The following is a 19,988-nucleotide window of genomic DNA, read 5'->3' on the forward strand; positions in this document are numbered from 1 at the left end:
CGTATTCGCCATAATCTGAACGGCATTCGCCAATCTGCCGACGATCTGCTCAGCTTAGCAGGGAATGTAGATGAGGTCAGCGAACATTTGCAATCTGTGGTAGTGGATTTGAATCAACAGCTTGCCACACTAAAAGTTGAATAAGATGCCATATCTTGGCCACCCTAGGCTCTTATGGCCTCTACCTCTCCGCTTATCCAGCCAAGCACTGAATGCTACAGGCGGTGGGGGCACGCCACAACAAGGAGTTATCGCCATTGAACCCCAATGCACACTCTGCGGGTGTCGTTGGAAGTACCGGTTAACTCACCCTGCTATCGTCCATCTTAGTATTTCATGCCCAAACTGCTTCTCTGAAGATACCGTGGTGGTCAGTACGTTGAGAAAAGCACAGTAGCTTGATTAGTAGACCGCTGGGCATTGAGTAAGTCAAACTATGCTTTCGAGAATCAATTAGTTGAACACTCAACACCAATAGATGGGCAGAAGCATATTAGGGAAGGTGCGAATAAGTTCTGCAATTTAGGTCTTGATCAAGACTTTACTTTACCAACCTAAATTTCAAACGCTAAACGTCAAATTTAGGTCAATTAATGGGCGTTTTAGACCGAATTTTGGCCCTTTTCCGGGCCACTCCCGGATTTCAGACAGATCTTGGCTGTCGTCGCAACATCTGATCTACTTTAAACAGGTTTGCCAAAGTGAATAACATGGCTAACTGTGAGTCATTTTTCATCAATCCCTTGTAGCGCGCTTTGATGAAGCCGAACTGACATTTGATAATACGAAACGGGTGTTCTGCCTTTGCTCTGATTCTGGCTTTTAAGTATTCGATGTTGATAACTGTCTTGTTCTTGCGAGGGTGCTTTTTCAGTGCCCGTATTTTACTAGGGCGCTCAGCAATCAGCCATTCCACGTTCGTGTCTTTCAGTTCTTCCCGTTTCTGTGCGCCTTGATAACCAGCATCGGCGGAAACAAATTCTTCTTCACCGTGCAGCAAATTATTCAATTGGTTCAGGTCATGTTCGTTGGCGGCAGTGGTGACTAGCGTATGGGTGAGACCGCTCTTGGCATCCACGCCAATATGCGCTTTCATGCCGAAGTACCACTCGTTGCCTTTTTTGGTCTGATGCATATCTGGGTCAAGCTCATTGTTTTTATTCTTAGTGGAGCTCGGAGCTTGGATGATGGTGGCATCGACCAAAGTTCCTTGCGTCATCATCACGCCACAGTCCGACAACCATTGGTTCACGCTGTTGAATAATTGACGCGTGAGTTTGTGCTTTTACAGCAAGTGCCCTAAGTTCATGATGGTGGTCTGGTATCGCTTTATCCAGTGATAATCGAGCAAACTGACGCATTGAAGCAATTTCATATAACGCATCTTCGGTGGCTTCGTCACCAAGACTGTACCACTGCTGCATACAATGAATGCGGAACATTGTCTCAAGTGGATACAGGCAGCGGCCGTTGTCGGCTTTTGGGTAAAAGGGTTCAATCACTTCGAGCAGTTGAGACCGCGGCAACAGGTTGTCCATCCGGGATAAAAAAATCTCTTTACGAGTCTGGCGGCGCTTGCTGGAAAACTCACTATCGGCGAAGGTTAATTGTTGGCTCATGGTGTTGGTCGTTGTAATGAACTGTACCACTATGATCTCACATCAGGGGTTTATTCGCACCTTCCTTAGAAAAGGCAGCATACCAATTGGAGAACGCCGCCTTTCGAGTATGAAACTTTAATACCAAGTATTAATCTTTATTACTTAGTATTACACTTTATTCTTATCTCACAGCAGATCACCCAATAACGCTGTTTTTCAAGCACAGTTCTCTTGCATATTGTGAATGAAAAATAAGCCACCCCATTAGCGCGAGTGATAAAGGTGATCTCAGGTCTTGTCACTCAGGGTTTCTGCTTTAAGTTGTTCGATCTCAGACTCGGTTTGCCACTTGCCGTTATAAATACGACGCCACTCTGGTAAAGGAGCGTTTTGAGCCCTAAGATCAAATGTATCTGCTACTGGAAACTCTAGACTGCGAGAAGGGATATCTTTGATTCGAGGTTCAGATCTTCCTTCAAAAAACTCTTTATGGTTTGGAAACTCAATACATTCTATATCATATCTATTTGAGAGACTCTCTAGCACCTCGTCTAGCTCTTCGACTGTTTTAAAAAATAAGTAGCTATAACCACGAGTTTGAGTTCTGAAAACGGTGTTTTTCACTAGGTCCCATTTAGAGCAATCATCGTACTTATGATAAAAGCGAATCACTCTGCGCTTTTTGTTGTAATAGGCAAACAGCCAATCTTCTCGCTCTCCAACTCTCACTTCTGTTGGTTCATCAGGCTGGCGTTTTAACATACCAAATGAGAGTAAAATAAGGGCGCCAGCTCCCGCTAACGCCATCGGACCAACCACCGAGACCATCACCACACACACCACCGCACCTATCCAGCCAATGGCTTGCGTCACAGTATTCACCCATTTAGGCATATTGCGACGCTTCTTCATCACAAAGCCTTTGTCAGAAAAAATATAGTCATACCGATAATCGAGGCCGATGGTAAGGTAGAAGATTCCAGCCATCATCACTGACAAGACAAGACCAAAAAGGGTTACGACAAGCGTCTCACTTGTGTGTGTCAAAAATACAATTACAAATAAGAAACTCATAAATGGCAACGCGGTTAATTTGTAATGGTAGCGAAATGGCTCCTCTACATCATACTTATACCACGCTGTTAAATTGCCCCCTGTAAGAATCTCTTGCTCTTGCGCTTCTTGATAAATCGCTAACTCTTCTGGGGTGATGTAAAATGGTGAATATGCCAAGGGTTACTCCTGAAAACCTAATGTGCCAACAACAAGGGCAAGCGATTTTTTAATCGTGCTTTGCTTGCTATTATCTGAAATTACGCCATAAGTTGCATTCTGTTTGACCCCGTTTTGGAACCAGTACTCACGCTTAGCTGGAGCATCATCTTCCACATCGTACGCCACTTGCATAGCAAAGTATTGGTCTGTTTCTTCAATGGGCAATGTTACCTTGTACACCACCGATTCAGCGCTGGCTTTGTTCTGATTTTTTAGCGTGACTAAGTCAGCATTCTTATGCCAAGAGCCTGATGTCAATTCCTCTTCAGTTGCCTTGGTATTGGTACTCACTGTAATCCCACTGGTTGCAGCACGGCGTGGCAGTTGAATATGCACTTCCAAGCCAATTAACTCACGATGCGTATAGCCTGGATAGGCTTGTACTTTTTCAATAGGCTGATGGTATACCGTAGGCTGCTGAATAATGGATTGTAAATCAAACAGTGCTTGCTGCACTAATGCTGAATTATGCTTCTCTCTTTCAGGTAAACTCGCCGATTGACTCCACTGAGTACGAGACGGATGATAGCCCCAAGGCAGTTTATCTAACCATTTTTGGAAATCGTCTTGTTTTAGCTTGTTCAACTTATAATTAACAGCTAGGTATGCAACCGTAAGGACAGCCAAACCTGCCGTTACAGGCCCACCAAAGGTCAAGTTTAGTACAAATTGTCCTGTTAACCCTCCGTATGCTTGGAACATACCGACAGCAGACATTGCTGTTAATACTAGAGCATTTGTTACATGCAGATATTTTTCAAGGCCGTAGACTTCATCAGCGTTCTGCCAAGAACGGTAAGCTTCAATACCTGAAGCCAATGCCCCCAAAGCCCCTGTTATCGCTAGCCATTTATTGAATACCTTTAAGTCATCAAGGACCAAGTTTTTAAAACCATCTACCTCATCAGCTACTAGTGTTTTCAGGGTTTTTAGCGAGTGTGATCTTAGCTTATCGTTTCCCTTAACCTTATCCCATAATTTCCCCGTCCGAATACCCGTCCACGCACTGGCGGTATAAAACAGCTTTTGCTGTATGTCTAAGAATTCATCTGAAGTCATCAAGCCAGTACCGGCAATACTGCTTATGGCATCGGTCAGGGCAATGCTGTTAAACAGCAGGGCTAAAAAGCCCAGTCCGCCTGCGTTCTCGAACAGTTTATGTAAATCATCAGCCGCCTCACTGATTATCCTTGTTCTAAATTCAACCGTTGCTTTGGGTAAATCGTCTGGGAGTATGATGCGCTGTGGATATTCTAACGTTGCCACCGCTAATGACTTTTTGAGTCGGCGCTGGTTCTTTAATGCGTTTTTATACTTAGCCGTCGCCTTACGCTGGTTTTGATTCACCTCAGCAATAATGCGGTTGTTTTTCTTCAGCTCTGCAAGGTTATCTTCAATGCGCGTTTTCCAATCTTTGAATTCTTGAGCATAATTTTCGTTAATACTCACCGGCATCGTTTGTGCCATACGCTCAGCTATAGTCGCTCGCCATTGAAAACTATTTCTAGTCAGTGGCTTAGCCAGCGTTGGCATCAATAGGATAGACGCTTGAGAGGTTAAACTCACACCTACCTCTAGCGTTCCCTTCAATGCCGCGCTGATGGAGGCTTTGAATAGGGTGTCGAGCTCTTTAAAACCTTTTGCCAAGTCTTTCAAAATGTCGGTTTCAGAGGTGTTCGGATTTGTGACAAAGTCCATGACCTTCGCATACATCCCCGTTTTATTGCTCACCGAAGAGACATGGTCTAACCATTGTTCTTCATCGTCTGGCGATGTCGATAGAGGTTCGGGAAGTGATTTGTTCAACTCATTGTACACACTTCGACTAAAACCAGAGGTATAGAGCGGTAATAAGCTGGTTGGTCTTTCCCATTGGCTTTCTGCCCAAACGCGGTCCTCTTCTTCAATCACAAGGCTAAACGCTTCCACCGCCGCGAGGTGAAGCTGATAAAGGCTATATTGCGTCTCCTCGCTGTAAAGGTCGAAGACACGTTCGAGATGATGAGGGGTGAGAGTTTCTAATACCGAAATAAAATCACGCTTTACGGAAGTCACCTGTGCAAGCATGGTCTCTTTTTGCTCTGATAGCGCCTGCATTTCACTCAACATTTGTTTCCAGTTGAGCTGCTTGCGCCAGCGGTCGCTGGCAATCCACTGCTCATAGTAGCCAAAACGACTGGCGGATATACCGTATTTCTCTTGAATAGACTGAGCAATAGCAGACTGTGTATTTTGGCTGGATTCAATCGCACCCGCAGAAAATTGGGCAGGATAACCTGATTGAATCGCTCCTTTGTTTTTCTCTGCTAAATCCAGCTGTGTCGATGAATCGTAATATTCTGCCATATCAGCATAAAACGACAGCTCTTTACCGCTGCGCTTAACACGTGCGGGCATGTTTATTTCGTCACTTGCCCCAAACATGGATAGCTGCATGGCGGTTTGCATCAAGTTCCACTGGTTTGAATACTGGTCGATGAAAAGACGGTAAGGACTGGCGGCTCCCACAAACAGCAGCGACATGTCTTGTATGTCAGCGGCGTAGTCTTTTATTGCAACAAAATAGGCCGCTTCCTCTTCAGGGAGCGTTGCCGTTAAATCACTTTCAGCAGCAACAGGTTTATAGACAGAGCCGTCTTCATCGGCGTTGGTGGCGATGCCAGAATCAGCAAAACGGCCATCATCGATAGCAGAGGCTTCGATGTCGGCCACTTCAGAGAGCTGAGCGATAGGCGCAATATGAGATTGCTGAGAGTTAGCTGTTAATACCACGGTTTGCATGCGGTCAATATGACTGCTGGGGTTGTTAAGGACGCGCATGAACATGTTCCATGTCCAGCGGTGTTGAGAGTAACAAATCGACAGCACGCTTTTGTCAGTATAAGTCAGAAACGGACTTGGGGACTCTGGTGTTCCTCTCGTCTCGGAGTCTGGACTTTCTGCTGCTCCAAGTTTGTAAAGCGTAAATTGTGTCCCCTTCACCTCGTATTCATCAAGGACCTTCCTAACGGAGTCATAAACATAAAGCCAACCATCACGCACTTGGCGAAGTGTATAGCCAATGGTGTTGAGCTTTGCAGGCCCTTTACCTTGCCATTCAGTGGGTAAACCAAATGGTGAAGTGTCTTCATTGTCAAGTTGGTCGATAGCGTAACGCACGGGGATGACATGTGCAGGCCCAGCTTCTGTTGGCTCGTTTCTCTGCGTCATATCAATCGTTCTTGGCTCTGGTTTTGATGGAGGGTCTATTTTCTTGGTTTCTCCTTCCCAAAACATACTACTCTCAGGTGGTGAGCCTGCAATATCATTTGAGGGCGCGGTTGAAGCTTCAGTCAATGAAGACAAGGTCCCATCCTTTTCATACGCCGCAACGGCTTCTTCGTAGGTGTAAGGGTGGTCATTCCATAACATGGATGTTTTGGGAGGGAGAGGATTGCTCATAAGTTCACAACGTCGATAAGGTGGAATACTAGCGGCTGTAAAGCAAGTTTTAGACCAACGAGCAGGCCTTATAAATGGCCCTCAAGAGTGTTCAAGAAACAAAAAATTGTAAGATATCCCAATAAGTTGTACGAAACTGCTAATTTTTGGTTCTTTGGGGAATAGGCCATCGCTACGACATTGCGACTGTGGTGATGGGAACATCAATCCTATGAGTTGCAGATTTTGAGACGGTTTCATGATAAATTAGCCCTAATGACAAAGTCCATCAATAACTCAAAATAATATGAATGCCCCACTAACCCCAATCAACAAAAAACAGTTTAAAAAGCTTATCCGACAAGAGCTGGAACCCACATGGTTTGATACAAAATCAGCCGACCCTGATATGTCTTGGGTTACCCCTATAGTGATAGAAATGTTGTTTACTGAGTTGATGATTCATACGCGCGGTAATCAATCAAAGGCTGCAAGGATTTTAGGTATCAACAGAGGTAACTTCAGTAAAAAATTAAACCAAATCATAAATAGTGAATCTGGATGGGGTCAGGGCCGATAGGTATTGCCCCCCTGTTGTTGGTGACTTTCTCATTCTCGCTTCAAATACAATCTCTATTAGAAGTTAACCCATATGCCCGAGTGTTAGTGGCACACTAGGTTTGTGAATAGTGCAGCTCAATACTGAGCAATTAACTCGGATCGGCCCATCCCTACAATCTAAAAATCCGCTTTTAGCGCATAAAAACCAAGATCATCACATGAGCTGTATTTAGGAAAATTGCGAGTGACTTGATACAGCCCAAAAGTGATCAAGCTTAGTATTCTCTGACAAAACAAAAAGAAACTTGTAACAATATTCAAAATGTTCTATTTTGATTAACGTTACTTAATTCAAAAGATACTATAATGCCGAAGAAAAAATCCCGCAAAGTCAGCCTGGAAAAGTTCGTACTACAGCACGTAAAAGAAGACACAACTCAAGGTACAGGCAATCTGGATATGCTCCGCCCACTCAACGCCGTAGTGAATTTTCCAGACTTGGGGCCGAAAGGTGGTGGAGGGCATAACGTTGACTTTGAACCCTTTTATGGGCAAGGGTTTGATGACTTAGTCAATCGTGCATATTACACGACGAAAGCCCTGCTTGAATCTGCCATTTCGAGTAACAGCTCTCAAACCACCATTCAAAGGTATGTAATTAATGGGTTTAACTATCTAGCAGACTACTTACCCCTTTATCGCCAGCATAAGGAACATGACTTGTCTCAAGCAGATTTATCACGTGAGTTAATGGATAACTTTCGTACCCATTTAAAGACGCTTAAGAAAAAGAAGGCCGAAGGTAATTTATCATACGGCTCTCAAAAACAAATCTACAGCTACGTAAAAGCGCTTTTACATGCGATGAAAACCAAAGGCTATTGGGATGCCTCACCTGAGTACGTGAAAGGCTGTTTTAAAGCCAACGCTTACCCTAACTCAAATCAACGCGGCGGTGGCGGCGCAAGCCCTTTTACACAGCATGAAAAAAAACAACTCGTTATTGCCTTAAAGCAAGCCATCAAACCTATCATAAAAAAAGACCGACAAGAGCCATTATCAGCGTATGAGCTAACAGTATTGGTGCTGGCAATTGCGATGCAGACAGGGATTAATACCAGACCTCTACTGGAAATGTCGGTGAGTTCCTTATCTGACCACCCACTAAAGGCAAACAGGCGATTATTGACCGTGTTTAAACGTCGAGGGAACGCCACTCAGTTGCACAACTTACGTAAGAGTGAGGAAATTGATATTATTCAGGGTGTTAAGTTGGATGTGGCGCTGTTTATTGAAACCATCACTAAGCTCAATGCTTCGAGCAGAAAAGAGTTAAATACGGATATGTTGCTCACCTACACCTCAACAGCTCCTAGTAATACTGGAACGGCCACCTCACTTTCGGAAAAAACACTTCATTACTACACTGCATTATTGATTAAGGAGTACGATCTAGAAGATGAGGATGGCAATCGAATCGCAGTGAACACAAGTCGCATCCGCAAGACCTTCATTAATGGAATTTATGAGTTGTCAGGTGAGGACTTGGTCGCGGCAGCATACGCCGCAAAACATCAGCACCAAAGCACAACAAACCTTTACCTGCGAGCACCAGAAGAGGCAAAGAAAAACCTTGGTCGTGCCGCTGAGATCAGAGTGACCAATATCTTGAGTGAGAGGGAAGAAAAAACGCCAATGGGGACGTGCAAGGACACTAAGAATGGCGATAGAGCCCCCAAGAATGGAAAAACATGTGCGGATTTTTTAGGGTGTTTTCGCTGTAAAAGCTTTGTTATCACGCTGGATGACCTTTGGAAACTCTATAGCTTCTACTGGGCGGTGATCCGCAATAGAGATAACTTTGGTCGCAAAAACTGGAAGAAGTACCTTAAAGACATTCTTAGAGTGATTGATGAGCACATAGAGCCACGATTCATTGAATTAAACGCACTACTACAAGTTCAAGCGATGAAAGAGAAGGCGAGAACAACACCGCACCCCTATTGGAAAAACTTAGACATGTTGAGGGTTGGAAAATGATCAATGCCCAGAATACGCTATCCGCACAAGAGCTAGAAAAACAAAAATGCCCAATGCTAGAAAGGTTGGGTAACAACCCCACACAGGCACAAATTGAAGCGTTAACAGGTGTTGTTGCCTACTCCACCCTCGACGATGGTCAGTTCCTTGTGTACGCTCGATTTGAAGAAGATATATGGGAATTACCACCTGAAGAGTTCACTAAAAGTGCAAAGTATAGTCAACGAATCCTAAGGTTCAACTCAATCCAAAGCCATGCTCTGAAATCATTGGCGAAATGGGTGATGTGGTCGAAACGCCAGATGGGTTTAAAAGGTCGCTCTCTGCAAACTGTTTGCCAAGCTACTCGGTCATTTCTAACGTGGGTGGAGTCCGAACCACTTCGCTCTAAGCGAGACTTTGATGCTTTCCTGGCTCAAGAATATGTTAAGCATGTCGATGGATTGATGACCAAACGCAAAGGCGGGTTACACCCCCTAAAACCAACCTCAAAAACAGCAAAGTATTTAATACTGGAAGACCTATACCGTCATGGCAGAATGTTTGATTGGGTTAAGGTGCACCCTTGGATAAATTCAAGTGCTTGTGAGCAAGCAGGAAGGACTGGCGAAGCAGGCCCTCGAAACACAGGAGAGGGCAAAACCTTAATTATCCCCGATGAAGTGCTAAAGCCGCTGGCAACTTACACCAAGGGCTACCTAGACCGAGCCAAGAAACTATTAAACTTGCGCGATAAACTTGACGCTTTTGAGACAACAGCTCAGGATGCGTCAAATCAAGCGACACAAAAACGCCAATACCTGCAAAGTATTTCTGATGAATTTGATAAGCTTGATGATTTGAATGACGCCTTACTATTACTCAGGGATAGCTGCATTTTCTGGCTTTTGTTTACCACAGGAATGCGTATCCACGAGGTCTTGAATATCAAGCGTTCACTGCGGGGGAAAGGTGGCAAAAACTACCGCACAGAAACGAAAGATGAAGAAACGTTTTACTACATTCAATCTGTCTCGGATAAGACACATACAGGTAAAGCGGAATGGATTGCCCCAAAAATAGCGATTGAAGCGATTAAGGTATTGGAGCGCTATTCAAAGCCTTATCAAGCAAAACTCGAAGCAGATTTGAAAGAAGCAAAGAGCCAAGGCAACCATAAGGAAGCTGAACGCCTAAGAGAGATAAATAACCATCTGATTTTAGGTAAAATGGGATCCAAGAAAGGCAGTCCAATTACCATACCATCAGGTACAGCTATTACTGAGTTTAGGCTTAAAAACCTCTGCGTAATGTCAGGCGTGGATTGGAGCTTAGCCGCCCACCAACTAAGACGTACCTTTGCAAACTACGTTGTACACAGTGAGCTTGGTGATTTACGAGCATTGAAGGAGCACTTTAAGCACTGGTCAATTACGATGACCGCCCTCTATGCTGCGAATGATGATTTAGACCAAGAGTTATTTGAAGAACTTCTGCGTGAGAAGCTGTTTGTCGAAGAAGAAATATTTTCGGACTTCTTCGCTCTCGATTATCCAATTACAGGCGGAGCAGTAGCGGATAACATCAGAGAATTCAGGTCAAACGAGGAAAACATTAAGGTCTATGGCAGTCACAAGGAAATGGCGCGGGCAATGAAGTTACCACTTCGCTCTACAGGCATTGGCTGGTGTACCAATGACGATGATGGGTGCATGGAAGGAGGTTGTGATGAATGCGACCACGGAATCGTTGATAAACGCAACGTTGAATATTGGGAAGGTATGTTAATTCAACAACTTGATCTTGTTGACCTAAATGATATTGGTGATGCTGGTAGAAAGTCTGCTCAAAAAGGCTTAGTGCGAGCAGAAAAGGTTCTCAACGCATTGGGCTATGATGTTGCAGCCATGAAAAACGATTTAAGTAACAACAATCCAACCCAGCAATTATCATAATTACTTTGAATGGCGTAACGCTTTTCATTCGGCATGAAAATGACAAAGAAAAAATCCAATAACACCCAGTTAAACCAGATGTCGATTGGTGACATAGAGGGTGTAGAGCTCAAGAAGGGTCGAGGTGGCGCTCGTAAAGGCGCTGGACGACCAAAAACAAAACCTGACACCAAAGTGATGCGTGTGCCAGTTGACCTTGTAGAAGAAGTTCAGAGCCTAATTGATGACTATAAAGCGAGATTAGAGAATGAGCAGCAAAAATGAATCACCTAGTCATAAGAAAGTGCGCCTAGCCATCGTAGCAATTGAGAAAGGCAAGCCTAAAGACCCTAAAAATAAGAAAATGACAATGTCTTCTGTTGCGAGAGAAGCTGGGGTTAGTCGAAATTTAATTCAGCGTGATATGCCTGATTTATACCAGCGTGTGATGGGTAAGTCAGGTTCAGAGCAAGCAAAAGACAGAATAGAAATTTTACGTGAAAAACTAAAAGTAGAAGAAAATAAGCGCAAGGAAAGAGACGAAGAAATTGCTGAATTGAAGGAAATGTTAGCTAATAACGCCTCAGTAAATGCCACTCTGATTAGAGAAAATAAAGAATTAAGAGCTAGATTGGGATTAACGGGTAATGTCACCTCAATACTTACGTAATACATTGATTTTAAACGGGCCTAGGTTTATTTTTTTTTGGATTATGGCGTCATATGGTAGAAAAAACTGCAACAATAAAAAAATCTATATAAATCAGCCACTCACTTCACGTTACATGTAACAAGGTATATTTTAACGATGAAAAAGACCGCTCTAATAACAACAGTGATGATCGCCTCGATGAGTCTTGGAGCGGTCTATTTTATCAATCAAGAAGACAGTGAAGAGATTGCAAACCAATCACAATCTCAACGAGATACCCAGATAGATACCTCCTCAAGTCGAGATTTGTTTGATTACGCGTTAAGCAGCTTAGGTGAACAAGAGTTAGACCAAATTAAAGCTCGGATACAAAGTCTTCCTAAAGACCAACAAGGGCTAGTCGTCGATGAAGCACTTTTCGAGACCTATTTACAATACAAAACAGAGCTAGAAACTCTGGAATCTATAACCTCACAACAAATTACCTTGACCGATTTAGAGCAGCTTCATCAGCAGATTATGGCGCTGCAAAGCCAGTATTTTACTGACGAACAGATACAGACATTGTTTGGTGAAGAAAATCGATTACGCCAGCTCGCGATCGATAAGCTCGCGATAGCCAATCAAAACTTGGATGTGGAGTCGCAAGCGCAATGGTTAGAAGAGACCTTAGCCGACCAACCTGACTACATTCAGCAGGCAGAACGCAATAATCAGCTCATTATCGGGCTTAACCAATCGGCTCAGATGGATGAGCAAAACAAACATTTGACACGTGTCGAGTTAGTAGGGGAAGAAGCCGCAGAAAGGCTGGATAAACTAGACGCCAAACGTGAACAATTTAACACTCAGCTCGACAGCTACTTGCAGCAAAGAAGTGTAATCCTATCTGACAACACCTTATCGGACGATGACAAACAATCTCAAATCGCATATCTGAGAGAACAAAGTTTCGACTCTGTGCAATGGCGAAGAATCGAGGCATTAGAACGCATCCATGATCAAAATTTGTAGTCGTAGGATGCGTCTAACCCGTTAATACTTAGGTTTCTTAGGGCAACTCACCATATGGTCGTCGACCATACCTACCGCCTGCATAAACGCGTAGCAGATGGTCTCTCCAACAAATTTGAAGCCTTTCTTTTTCAGGAATTTGCTCATAGCCTTTGACTGCTCAGTCGAGGCTGGCACTTCGCTCATATCCTGCCACTGGTTGACCTTAGGCTTGCCATCTACAAACTGCCATAACGCCTGCGATAAGCTACCGTATTCTTCAATCAATGCTTTCGCGGCTCGCGCGTTACTGAACACAGATTTAATTTTTCCTCTGTGCTTAACCACATCATAATTTTCAACAATATGCTCAGCGTGCTCGTCCTCATACGCTGCCAATTTATCCAGATCATAGTTTTCAAAGGCTTGTCGGTAGCCTTCGCGTTTTTTCAGGATGGTGATCCAACTCAATCCTGCTTGGGCTCCCTCTAAAGTAATAAACTCGAACAATACCTTATCGTCATAAACGGGAACACCCCACTCTTTATCGTGGTATTCACGCTCAAGCTCATGGTTCATCGCCCATGCGCAAGTGGTATCCATTGCTTTCTCCTTAAATAAAACGCCCCCGACAAAGTCAGGGGCGTCTTCGATCTTAGTTGAATCAGTTTGGCACTTTCACTTTGTGGAAGATACGATACAACACTGGCACGACAATAAGTGTCAGTACAGTCGCAAATCCCAAACCAAACATGATGGTCACTGCCATTGGTTTAAAGAATATATCCGGTAGCAGCGGAATCATGCCCAGAATCGTTGTGATGGCAGCCATACAAACTGGACGTACGCGGCTCAGAGAAGCGTCCACAACGGCCAGATATGGGTCTTTACCTGACTTCATTTCGATTTCTATCTGATCGAGCAGTACGATACCGTTTTTAAGTAGCATACCCGATAAGCTGAGGAAACCGAGTAGCGCCATAAAGCCAAACGGAGTGTTTAATGCCAGCAAACCAGTCGTCACACCAATAATGGCGAGCGGAACCGTTAGCCATACGATCAGAGGCTCTTTCACGGTATTAAACAGGAACACCGTCACTAAGAACATGAACAGGTAACCCATCGGCATGGTCGTGAACAATGACGCTTGTGCATCACCAGATGACTCGTATTCGCCCCCCCACTCCAGTGCATAACCTGGTGGAAGTTCAATGGCTTCAATCTGAGGCTGCAAGCGTTTCTGTAAGGTTGCTGCCGTCTCTTCGCCAAGCAAGTCTGGATCAGCCATCACCGTCAGCATGCGTTTTCGGTTCTTACGCACGATGATTGGGTCTTCCCAGCGCATGTCATAACCTAGTGTCACTTGCTGCAATGGGATGTATTCGCTCAACGCCGGGCTCCAAATTTTCATCCCTTCAATGTTACGAATATCCACACGCTCTTCTTCTGGTAATCGCGCCACTATTGGCATCAGCGTCGTACCATCACGGTACACACCGACCGATTTACCAGAGAATGACATAGCAAGAAATTCGTCCACATCTGACTTGGTAATACCGTAACGTCGAGCCTGACCTTCGTTAAACTGTGGTTCCAGCACTTTAGTACGTTCACGCCAGTCATGGCGGATGTTGGTCGCACCTGGGTCGGCATGCATGATGTCTTCAACTTGCTTCGCAATTGTTCTCAGTACGGTCGGATCTGAACCGATCACACGAGCTTCTATCTTCGCACCACCACCCGGGCCCAATTCAATTTGCTTAAGCTTATAATTGATTTCCGGGAACCCTTTTTCGACGTGAGCTCGGAAATCAGACATCAACTTAGCTAATTGGTCATAGCTCTCAACCCGAGTCGTGATCTCACCATACGCCGAATAACTCTTCTCTGGGGCGTAAGTAAGCATGAAGCGTTGTAAGCCTTTACCCGCTGTCGTCGTAATGTGCTCAACACCATCTTGCTCGGACAACCAAGACTCCAATGCTTTCAGCTTTGTGTTAGTTGCTCGAATGTCTGTCCCTTCCGGAAGCCAGATGTCCGCTTGAAATATTGGCGTTGTAGACGATGGGAAGAATGACTGCTTAACGAAAGTGAAGCCGTAGATACTGACTACCAAGCCAACAATCATCACAGCAACGGTCAACCAAGCGCGCTTCATACAAAACTCAAGGAAGCCCTTGTACAGCACGAATATCATGCCGTTATATGGATCGCTCTCTTCTCCGCCACCTTTAATTTTTTGCCCTTTAAAGAAGATATCGGCAAAGAACGGCGTTAGAGAAATCGCAGTAAACCAGCTGAGCATGAGAGAAATTAGGAGCACGGTAAATAGAGTGCCACAGTATTCGCCCGTTGCATCCTCGGACAGTCCAATAGGTGCAAACGCTGTCACCGCAATGACTGTCGCACCCAGCAACGGCCACTTGGTTTGAGTCACAATGTCAGTCGCCGCCTGCATTCGCGTTCGGCCTTTTTGCGTTCCTATCAGTATCCCTTCAACCACCACGATGGCGTTATCCACCAGCATACCGAGAGCGATAACCAATGCACCAAGCGAAATACGCTGTAAGTCGATGGCAAAATACTTCATGAAGATGAAGGTGCCCAATACAGTGAGCAACAAGATCAAGCCGATAAGTAAACCTGAGCGCAGACCCATAAAGAACAGCAGGACGATAATGACGATCGCCACAGCTTGCCCTAGGCTGACGACAAAACCACTGACTGACTTGTCCACTTCTTTTGGCTGGCTGTAAATCTCAGAGATCCCGACACCAACAGGTTGTTGATATTTAAGCTCTGCGAGACGGCGATCAAAGCGTTTGCCCACTTCAACCACGTTAACGCCCTGCGCAAAGGAAACGCCTACGTTCAACGCCAACTTACCGTTAAAGGTAATAATGTTGTCCGGTACGTCTATATATCCGCGCTTAATTTCCGCAACGTCACGAAGATAAATCAGGCCTTGAGCGCCGCTCTCGGTAATGATCAAATCTCCTAACTGGTCAACATTCTGGAATTCACCTGTCGGCTGAATACGAATATACTCATCGCCGACCCGAATCGCACCAGCATCGGACACCACGTTTTGCGTCGACAGCAGGTTAAACACGGTATTGGGGGCTAAACCCAAACTGCTCAAACGTTTCATCGAAATTTCGATGAAGACTTGCTCTTGTTGCTGACCAGAAACAGAAACCTTACTGACGCCATCAATCAGCTCCAATTCACGCCTTAAATAATCGACGTAATCAAGTAGCTCCTTATAGCTGTACCCTTCCCCCGTCACAGCAAGCAAAATACCGTAAACATCACCAAAATCGTCAATCACCTGAGGATCATTGACGCCAGGAGGAAACTGGCCTTTAAGGTCATTCACCTTACGACGCAACTCATCCCAGATTTGTGGTAAATCGTCCGGGCCGTAGTTGTTCTTCATCGTCACGGTGATCTGAGATAGCCCGCGACTAGAAATCGAGTTTATCTCATCAACATAAGTGAGCTGCTGAATGGCTTTTTCTATAGGGTACGTGACTTCTTCTTCAACTTGTTGAGGCGTCGCCCCCGGATAGGACGTCACGACCATAGCATCTTTAATGGTGAAGGCTGGGTCTTCCAAACGGCCTAACCCGAAGAACGCCGCGACACCACCAATCAGGAAGATCAGTGAGATCATCCAGCTGATGACACGATTGCGAATAAAATACGCTGCGATGCCTGTTACATCTTCATCTTTCTGAGACAGTTGATTATTTTGCTCACTCATTGTCTGCCTCCTGCTTCACGACTTCCACCTTCATTCCTTCTCTTAGGCGAGAAATTCCTGCCACAACCACTTGTTGTTTACTTTCGAGGCCATCCAGAATCTGCAAATCTTGTTTGGTGACTTTACCGATCGTCACTGCTTGCTTAGAAACGGTGTTGTCATCATTCAGCACCCAAACATATTTGTTCAGCCGATCAATCTTGTCACCATCGGCATTAAATACAGCTTCAATCGGAACCAAAACGCCAGTGTTCAAATTCAGGCCTACATCATCACCTTCCGAAGTCACTTCAACGGCCATACCATCAAGAATGTACTCTTCTTCTGGCATAGGAAGTGAAAGAGTCACGGTAAATGTACCGGTAGCAGGGTCTGGCTCAGTAGTGAACTCTTTGATAGAAGCTGAATACTCATTACCACTTGGTACTTTGACCAATGCTTCAATGCGTGACAGGGTTTCCTGATCAGGCTGATTGACGTACAACCGGTCAGGCAACTGAATCAGAACTTCAACGTTTTCGAGACTATGGATATTGACGATCTGTTGTCCAACCTGAATATTTTCAAACTGGTCAACATTAACGCGAGAAATAATGCCGTCCACAGGAGCAAGTAATTTAGTGAAAGAGAGCCTGAGCTGGGCAAGTTTCAATTCGGCGAAGGCAATCTGTCGATTCGCCGCAATCTCATCAAATTGAGATTTTGCCAACAGTCCTTTATCGACTAGAGGTTTAGAACGCTTATACTGGCTATCTACCACGCTATACTTCGCCGAGGCATTATCGACATCCAGTTTATAATCTGTAGGGTCTAACTTGGCTAATACATCCCCTTTTTTGACTTGATCACCTTCTTTGACATTTAGCTCACTGATTTCTCCCGCAACACGGAAGCTGAGATGGGAACGCTCTGCGGCATTGGCCACTGCTGGGAAATACAGATTGTCACCTTGTACTCCACTACCGATCTCCATAATTTTTACTTTAGGTAACCCAAAATCCACATATTGATTTTCAGTACCACAGCCAGCAAGAACTGCAGCTGTAGAAAGCATACCTAGGCTAATCCACTGCTTCATATTACAACCCTCGCTCCTTGACCCACTCTCTCACTTTGATGCCAGGCTCAATACCGCTGACACCAGAGATGATGATTCGATCGCCATCATTCAAACCGCTTTTCACCTGACGTTTGTCGTTTAACACAATCGTGGCTTTCTCAACCACGCCTGTCTGCCCGACACGCCATACACAGGTTTTGCCGTTTTCTTCGAAAATAGCGGCGCTAGGAATTCGAGTCGCCCCCGTTGCATCCACTTTGACGTGCACTTCACCAGCCATACCAGGAAGAATACCGATGTCGGTTGGGCGCTCCATCACCATGGTGACTTTGTATGAGCCAGTTTTGGGGTCTGCTTCAGTATCGACTTCTTGGAAAGTGAGGTCGTAGCTGTTCTCGGGGAAAGCATCAAACTTCATTGTAGCGGTAAGGTTGATACCACTCGCGAAACGATTGAGTAGATGATCAGGTAGTTGGAATTGCACTTTCATCAACTGGTTGGTCTGAATGTTCATTACGCCTTCTTTAGCCGCAATGTACTCATAGTTCTCAGCTGGTATGATTGAAATTGTGCCATCATATGGCGCAACCAATTTGGTGTAGCGCAAATTGGCACGTGCTTGTTCCAAAGTGGCTTTCGCTGAATTGTGATTGGCTTTGGCTTGATCAAAGTCTTGCTCAGAAACGACTTTATCAACGCGAAGCTTTTTATAACGTTCATATTGAACGTCGGCCAAACGATATTGCGCCTCGGCCTGTTTAGCCAACAACGAATATTCGTCTGGGTTTAATGAAGCCAATACTTCACCTTTACTCACAGGCTGACCTGAAAGCACATCGATAGATTGAAGTTGCCCTGGGACTCGGAAAGCTAAAACAGCTTTGTCACCAGCTTCAGATGTGGCGGGAAAATGTCTTTCAAACTGAGCGTTGCCAACTGAAACGGTAAAGAGTTTTGCGGGTCTGGATTCGGGTTCAGGGACAGGAGGGAGCTCCTTACCACAGCCACCTAGTGTTGCAGCAATGGCAAGAAGCACGAGATTTTTGTGCATAGTCAAACATCCATTTGTCACTTTTAGTTACAAAGATAGATGAATGATTACGCGACTGCCAGAGACATACCAGTAAATTATTATGAAAATTAATAATTTGCTGACAAAATATAGCTTAAGTTCTCATTATTAAGTTATAAGCTATTAAACTCTCGGTCGACCTTAAAAGTATCAGAAGTGACGTATGCCTCAAGGTCGCGGATTTTACCTTCCAGTCCGTCAAAGTCTTTCTCCAACGTATCCAAAAGCGCTCCTGGGGTCTGCCCTTGCTGCCACGGTTTACTTTTCAGCTTATGTTCTTGTTCCGTTTTAATCGACTCGACGTAATTCGCGGGTTGTTTTTCTATCATAAACGTCATTGCAATATAGGCCAGCAAGACCAAAAAGCTGCCACCGAGTAATGCCGCCGAAATCACCAGAATTCGAATCAACCAAACTTCAGTGCCGAAGTAATTGGCCAATCCAGCACAAACACCAGAGATCTTGCCATTAGCGGTATCACGATATAGCTCTCGCTTATTCATATCGGCGTCTCCAGTTAGGTGTTTCGGCATCCAAAATACGCTCTAGTGTATCCACACGCTTTTGCATTTTGTCTGCTTTTTCAGACAGTGTCTGAAGCCTTTGAAAATCATCTTCTGACAACCCACCAGCTGTTTTCTTCTTACTGCGGTAGTGAAGTATCAACCACAGAGGTGCGACAAAAATCAGAAATACAATCAAAGGTCCGGCAATAAGAAAAGACGACATACGCGACTCCTAAATAGACAACAGTTTTACGTGAGTAGATCCTCTACTCTGCCGTAAGATGTTATAAAATCAATTAAATAAAGATAAGAACTTCGAAATAAAAATGGAAAGCGGTAAGAATAATCTGAGACTGGTCAGGCGACAGACGCCCGACCTATCATGCTTTCTCGCTCGCGACTTAAATTACTTTTTGTCGTTCATCTGTTGCTTAAGATTCTCTAGCTCTTTTTCGATTTCGTCTTGAGCTTGTAACTCAGCAAATTCTTGTTCCAAGGACTTAGAGTTACCTGTTTTGGCGTACACATCGGCTTCCGCTTCCAACTCGTCCACTTTACGAGAGTACTGCTCAAACTTTGCCATCGCTTCGGAAGTACGCGCAGTATGGAGATGCTTTTGCACATCACGTCGGTTAGACGCCGCCTGAGAGCGGATAGCCAGCGCTTGTTGCTTAGCTCGGGTTTCCGTAATTTTGCTTTCAAGCTTACTAATCTCACCTGTCAATTTCTCAATGGTTTCTTCGACCAATGTCTGCTCGGTGTGTAAGCCTTTCAAAACGTCTTGCAGCTTCTGCTTTTCGATCAGAGCCGCACGAGCGAGATCTTCGCGTTGCTTAGTTAAAGCCAGTGTTGCTTTTTCTTGCCATTCGCTAATTTGATCTTCTAGCGCTTCTACTTTACGTGCCAACTCTTTCTTATCAGCAATCGCTTTGGCTGAGTTAGTACGCACTTCAACCAAGGTATCTTCCATTTCCTGGATAATAAGGCGAATCATTTTTTCAGGATCTTCAGCCTTGTCTAGCAATGCGCTAATGTTTGAATTTACGATGTCGGCAAAACGAGAAAAAATACCCATAGTTTACTCCTTAATTCTACAGTCCATCACTTCTAAGACGGCTTGGCTGTATCT

Annotated in this window: 16 protein-coding genes and 1 pseudogene; 7 read left to right on the plus strand and 10 right to left on the minus strand. The window is 44.7% G+C overall.

Annotated features, from left to right (window positions below; genetic code table 11):
• Positions 1–145 precede the first annotated feature (145 nt).
• On the plus strand, positions 146–397 hold the full coding sequence (locus tag IX95_RS26195; RefSeq protein ID WP_152561987.1) for a hypothetical protein: 252 nt from the start codon (positions 146–148) through the stop codon (positions 395–397).
• A gap of 246 nt (positions 398–643) precedes the next feature.
• On the opposite strand, the pseudogene IX95_RS00145 reads toward IX95_RS26195, so the two are convergent.
• The 3 genes and pseudogenes from IX95_RS00145 to IX95_RS00155 form a co-directional block, all read right to left on the minus strand.
• Positions 644–1,619: pseudogene (locus IX95_RS00145) on the minus strand (IS5 family transposase).
• A 270-nt stretch (positions 1,620–1,889) separates the two neighbouring features.
• Positions 1,890–2,834 carry a hypothetical protein gene (locus IX95_RS00150; protein WP_038155865.1) on the minus strand — a complete coding sequence of 315 codons (945 nt, stop codon included), beginning with the start codon at positions 2,832–2,834 and terminating at the stop codon, positions 1,890–1,892.
• A 3-nt stretch (positions 2,835–2,837) separates the two neighbouring features.
• Positions 2,838–6,317, minus strand: a complete 3,480-nt coding sequence (locus IX95_RS00155) for a T6SS effector BTH_I2691 family protein (protein ID WP_038155868.1) — start codon at positions 6,315–6,317, stop codon at positions 2,838–2,840.
• 286 nt (positions 6,318–6,603) lie between these two features.
• Here IX95_RS00155 and IX95_RS00160 point away from each other — a divergent pair, with 286 nt between their 5' ends.
• The 6 genes from IX95_RS00160 (at position 6,604) to IX95_RS00185 (ending at position 12,476) form a co-directional block, all read left to right on the plus strand.
• Positions 6,604–6,876 carry a helix-turn-helix domain-containing protein gene (locus tag IX95_RS00160; RefSeq protein ID WP_038155870.1) on the plus strand — a complete coding sequence of 91 codons (273 nt, stop codon included), beginning with the start codon at positions 6,604–6,606 and terminating at the stop codon, positions 6,874–6,876.
• Between the two features lie 347 nt (positions 6,877–7,223).
• Positions 7,224–8,897 carry a hypothetical protein gene (locus IX95_RS00165; RefSeq protein ID WP_038155872.1) on the plus strand — a complete coding sequence of 558 codons (1,674 nt, stop codon included), beginning with the start codon at positions 7,224–7,226 and terminating at the stop codon, positions 8,895–8,897.
• Positions 8,894–10,831: a hypothetical protein gene (locus IX95_RS00170; RefSeq protein WP_038155874.1), complete on the plus strand. Its 1,938-nt coding sequence runs from the start codon at positions 8,894–8,896 to the stop codon at positions 10,829–10,831. The genes IX95_RS00165 and IX95_RS00170 overlap by 4 nt, the downstream gene beginning before the upstream one ends.
• Before the next feature lie 39 nt (positions 10,832–10,870).
• Positions 10,871–11,095: a hypothetical protein gene (locus IX95_RS00175; RefSeq protein ID WP_152561988.1), complete on the plus strand. Its 225-nt coding sequence runs from the start codon at positions 10,871–10,873 to the stop codon at positions 11,093–11,095.
• Positions 11,079–11,480: a hypothetical protein gene (locus IX95_RS00180; RefSeq protein WP_038155877.1), complete on the plus strand. Its 402-nt coding sequence runs from the start codon at positions 11,079–11,081 to the stop codon at positions 11,478–11,480. The genes IX95_RS00175 and IX95_RS00180 overlap by 17 nt, the downstream gene beginning before the upstream one ends.
• A 138-nt stretch (positions 11,481–11,618) precedes the next feature.
• Positions 11,619–12,476, plus strand: a complete 858-nt coding sequence (locus IX95_RS00185) for a lipase secretion chaperone (RefSeq protein WP_038155879.1) — start codon at positions 11,619–11,621, stop codon at positions 12,474–12,476.
• 21 nt (positions 12,477–12,497) lie between these two features.
• Here IX95_RS00185 and IX95_RS00190 read toward each other — a convergent pair whose 3' ends face one another.
• The 7 genes from IX95_RS00190 to pspA form a co-directional block, all read right to left on the minus strand.
• On the minus strand, positions 12,498–13,058 hold the full coding sequence (locus tag IX95_RS00190; RefSeq protein WP_006962754.1) for a DNA-3-methyladenine glycosylase I: 561 nt from the start codon (positions 13,056–13,058) through the stop codon (positions 12,498–12,500).
• A gap of 61 nt (positions 13,059–13,119) precedes the next feature.
• On the minus strand, positions 13,120–16,221 hold the full coding sequence (locus IX95_RS00195) for an efflux RND transporter permease subunit (protein WP_006962755.1): 3,102 nt from the start codon (positions 16,219–16,221) through the stop codon (positions 13,120–13,122).
• The gene (locus tag IX95_RS00200; RefSeq protein ID WP_038155882.1) at positions 16,214–17,299 is read right to left on the minus strand and encodes an efflux RND transporter periplasmic adaptor subunit; all 1,086 of its coding nucleotides are present in this window, start codon (positions 17,297–17,299) and stop codon (positions 16,214–16,216) included. Before IX95_RS00200 ends, IX95_RS00195 begins: the two co-directional genes overlap by 8 nt.
• A 1-nt stretch (position 17,300) precedes the next feature.
• Positions 17,301–18,332 (minus strand): efflux RND transporter periplasmic adaptor subunit, encoded by a 1,032-nt coding sequence (locus IX95_RS00205; RefSeq protein ID WP_038155884.1) that lies wholly within the window; start codon positions 18,330–18,332, stop codon positions 17,301–17,303.
• A 134-nt stretch (positions 18,333–18,466) separates the two neighbouring features.
• Positions 18,467–18,856 (minus strand): envelope stress response membrane protein PspC, encoded by a 390-nt coding sequence (gene pspC / locus IX95_RS00210; RefSeq protein WP_038155886.1) that lies wholly within the window; start codon positions 18,854–18,856, stop codon positions 18,467–18,469.
• Positions 18,849–19,082, minus strand: coding sequence for an envelope stress response membrane protein PspB (gene pspB / locus IX95_RS00215; protein ID WP_038155888.1), 234 nt, complete (start codon positions 19,080–19,082; stop codon positions 18,849–18,851). The genes pspC and pspB overlap by 8 nt, the downstream gene beginning before the upstream one ends.
• Before the next feature lie 183 nt (positions 19,083–19,265).
• On the minus strand, positions 19,266–19,934 hold the full coding sequence (pspA, locus tag IX95_RS00220) for a phage shock protein PspA (RefSeq protein WP_006962760.1): 669 nt from the start codon (positions 19,932–19,934) through the stop codon (positions 19,266–19,268).
• Positions 19,935–19,988: the final 54 nt, after the last annotated feature.

The organism is Vibrio sp. B183 (assembly GCF_000740665.1).
Taxonomy (GTDB): domain Bacteria; phylum Pseudomonadota; class Gammaproteobacteria; order Enterobacterales; family Vibrionaceae; genus Vibrio; species Vibrio coralliilyticus.

Excerpts from the sequence above, each read along its gene's own strand:
- IX95_RS26195 (WP_152561987.1), top strand. The coding sequence starts at position 146 with ATGCCATATCTTGGCCACCCTAGGCTCTTATGGCCTCTACCTCTCCGC.
- IX95_RS00155 (WP_038155868.1), bottom strand. The coding sequence starts at position 6,317 with ATGAGCAATCCTCTCCCTCCCAAAACATCCATGTTATGGAATGACCAC.
- IX95_RS00160 (WP_038155870.1), top strand. The coding sequence starts at position 6,604 with ATGAATGCCCCACTAACCCCAATCAACAAAAAACAGTTTAAAAAGCTT.
- IX95_RS00165 (WP_038155872.1), top strand. The coding sequence starts at position 7,224 with ATGCCGAAGAAAAAATCCCGCAAAGTCAGCCTGGAAAAGTTCGTACTA.
- IX95_RS00170 (WP_038155874.1), top strand. The coding sequence starts at position 8,894 with ATGATCAATGCCCAGAATACGCTATCCGCACAAGAGCTAGAAAAACAA.
- IX95_RS00175 (WP_152561988.1), top strand. The coding sequence starts at position 10,871 with ATGACAAAGAAAAAATCCAATAACACCCAGTTAAACCAGATGTCGATT.
- IX95_RS00180 (WP_038155877.1), top strand. The coding sequence starts at position 11,079 with ATGAGCAGCAAAAATGAATCACCTAGTCATAAGAAAGTGCGCCTAGCC.
- IX95_RS00185 (WP_038155879.1), top strand. The coding sequence starts at position 11,619 with ATGAAAAAGACCGCTCTAATAACAACAGTGATGATCGCCTCGATGAGT.
- IX95_RS00190 (WP_006962754.1), bottom strand. The coding sequence starts at position 13,058 with ATGGATACCACTTGCGCATGGGCGATGAACCATGAGCTTGAGCGTGAA.
- IX95_RS00195 (WP_006962755.1), bottom strand. The coding sequence starts at position 16,221 with ATGAGTGAGCAAAATAATCAACTGTCTCAGAAAGATGAAGATGTAACA.
- IX95_RS00200 (WP_038155882.1), bottom strand. The coding sequence starts at position 17,299 with ATGAAGCAGTGGATTAGCCTAGGTATGCTTTCTACAGCTGCAGTTCTT.
- IX95_RS00205 (WP_038155884.1), bottom strand. The coding sequence starts at position 18,332 with ATGCACAAAAATCTCGTGCTTCTTGCCATTGCTGCAACACTAGGTGGC.
- pspC (WP_038155886.1), bottom strand. The coding sequence starts at position 18,856 with ATGAATAAGCGAGAGCTATATCGTGATACCGCTAATGGCAAGATCTCT.
- pspB (WP_038155888.1), bottom strand. The coding sequence starts at position 19,082 with ATGTCGTCTTTTCTTATTGCCGGACCTTTGATTGTATTTCTGATTTTT.
- pspA (WP_006962760.1), bottom strand. The coding sequence starts at position 19,934 with ATGGGTATTTTTTCTCGTTTTGCCGACATCGTAAATTCAAACATTAGC.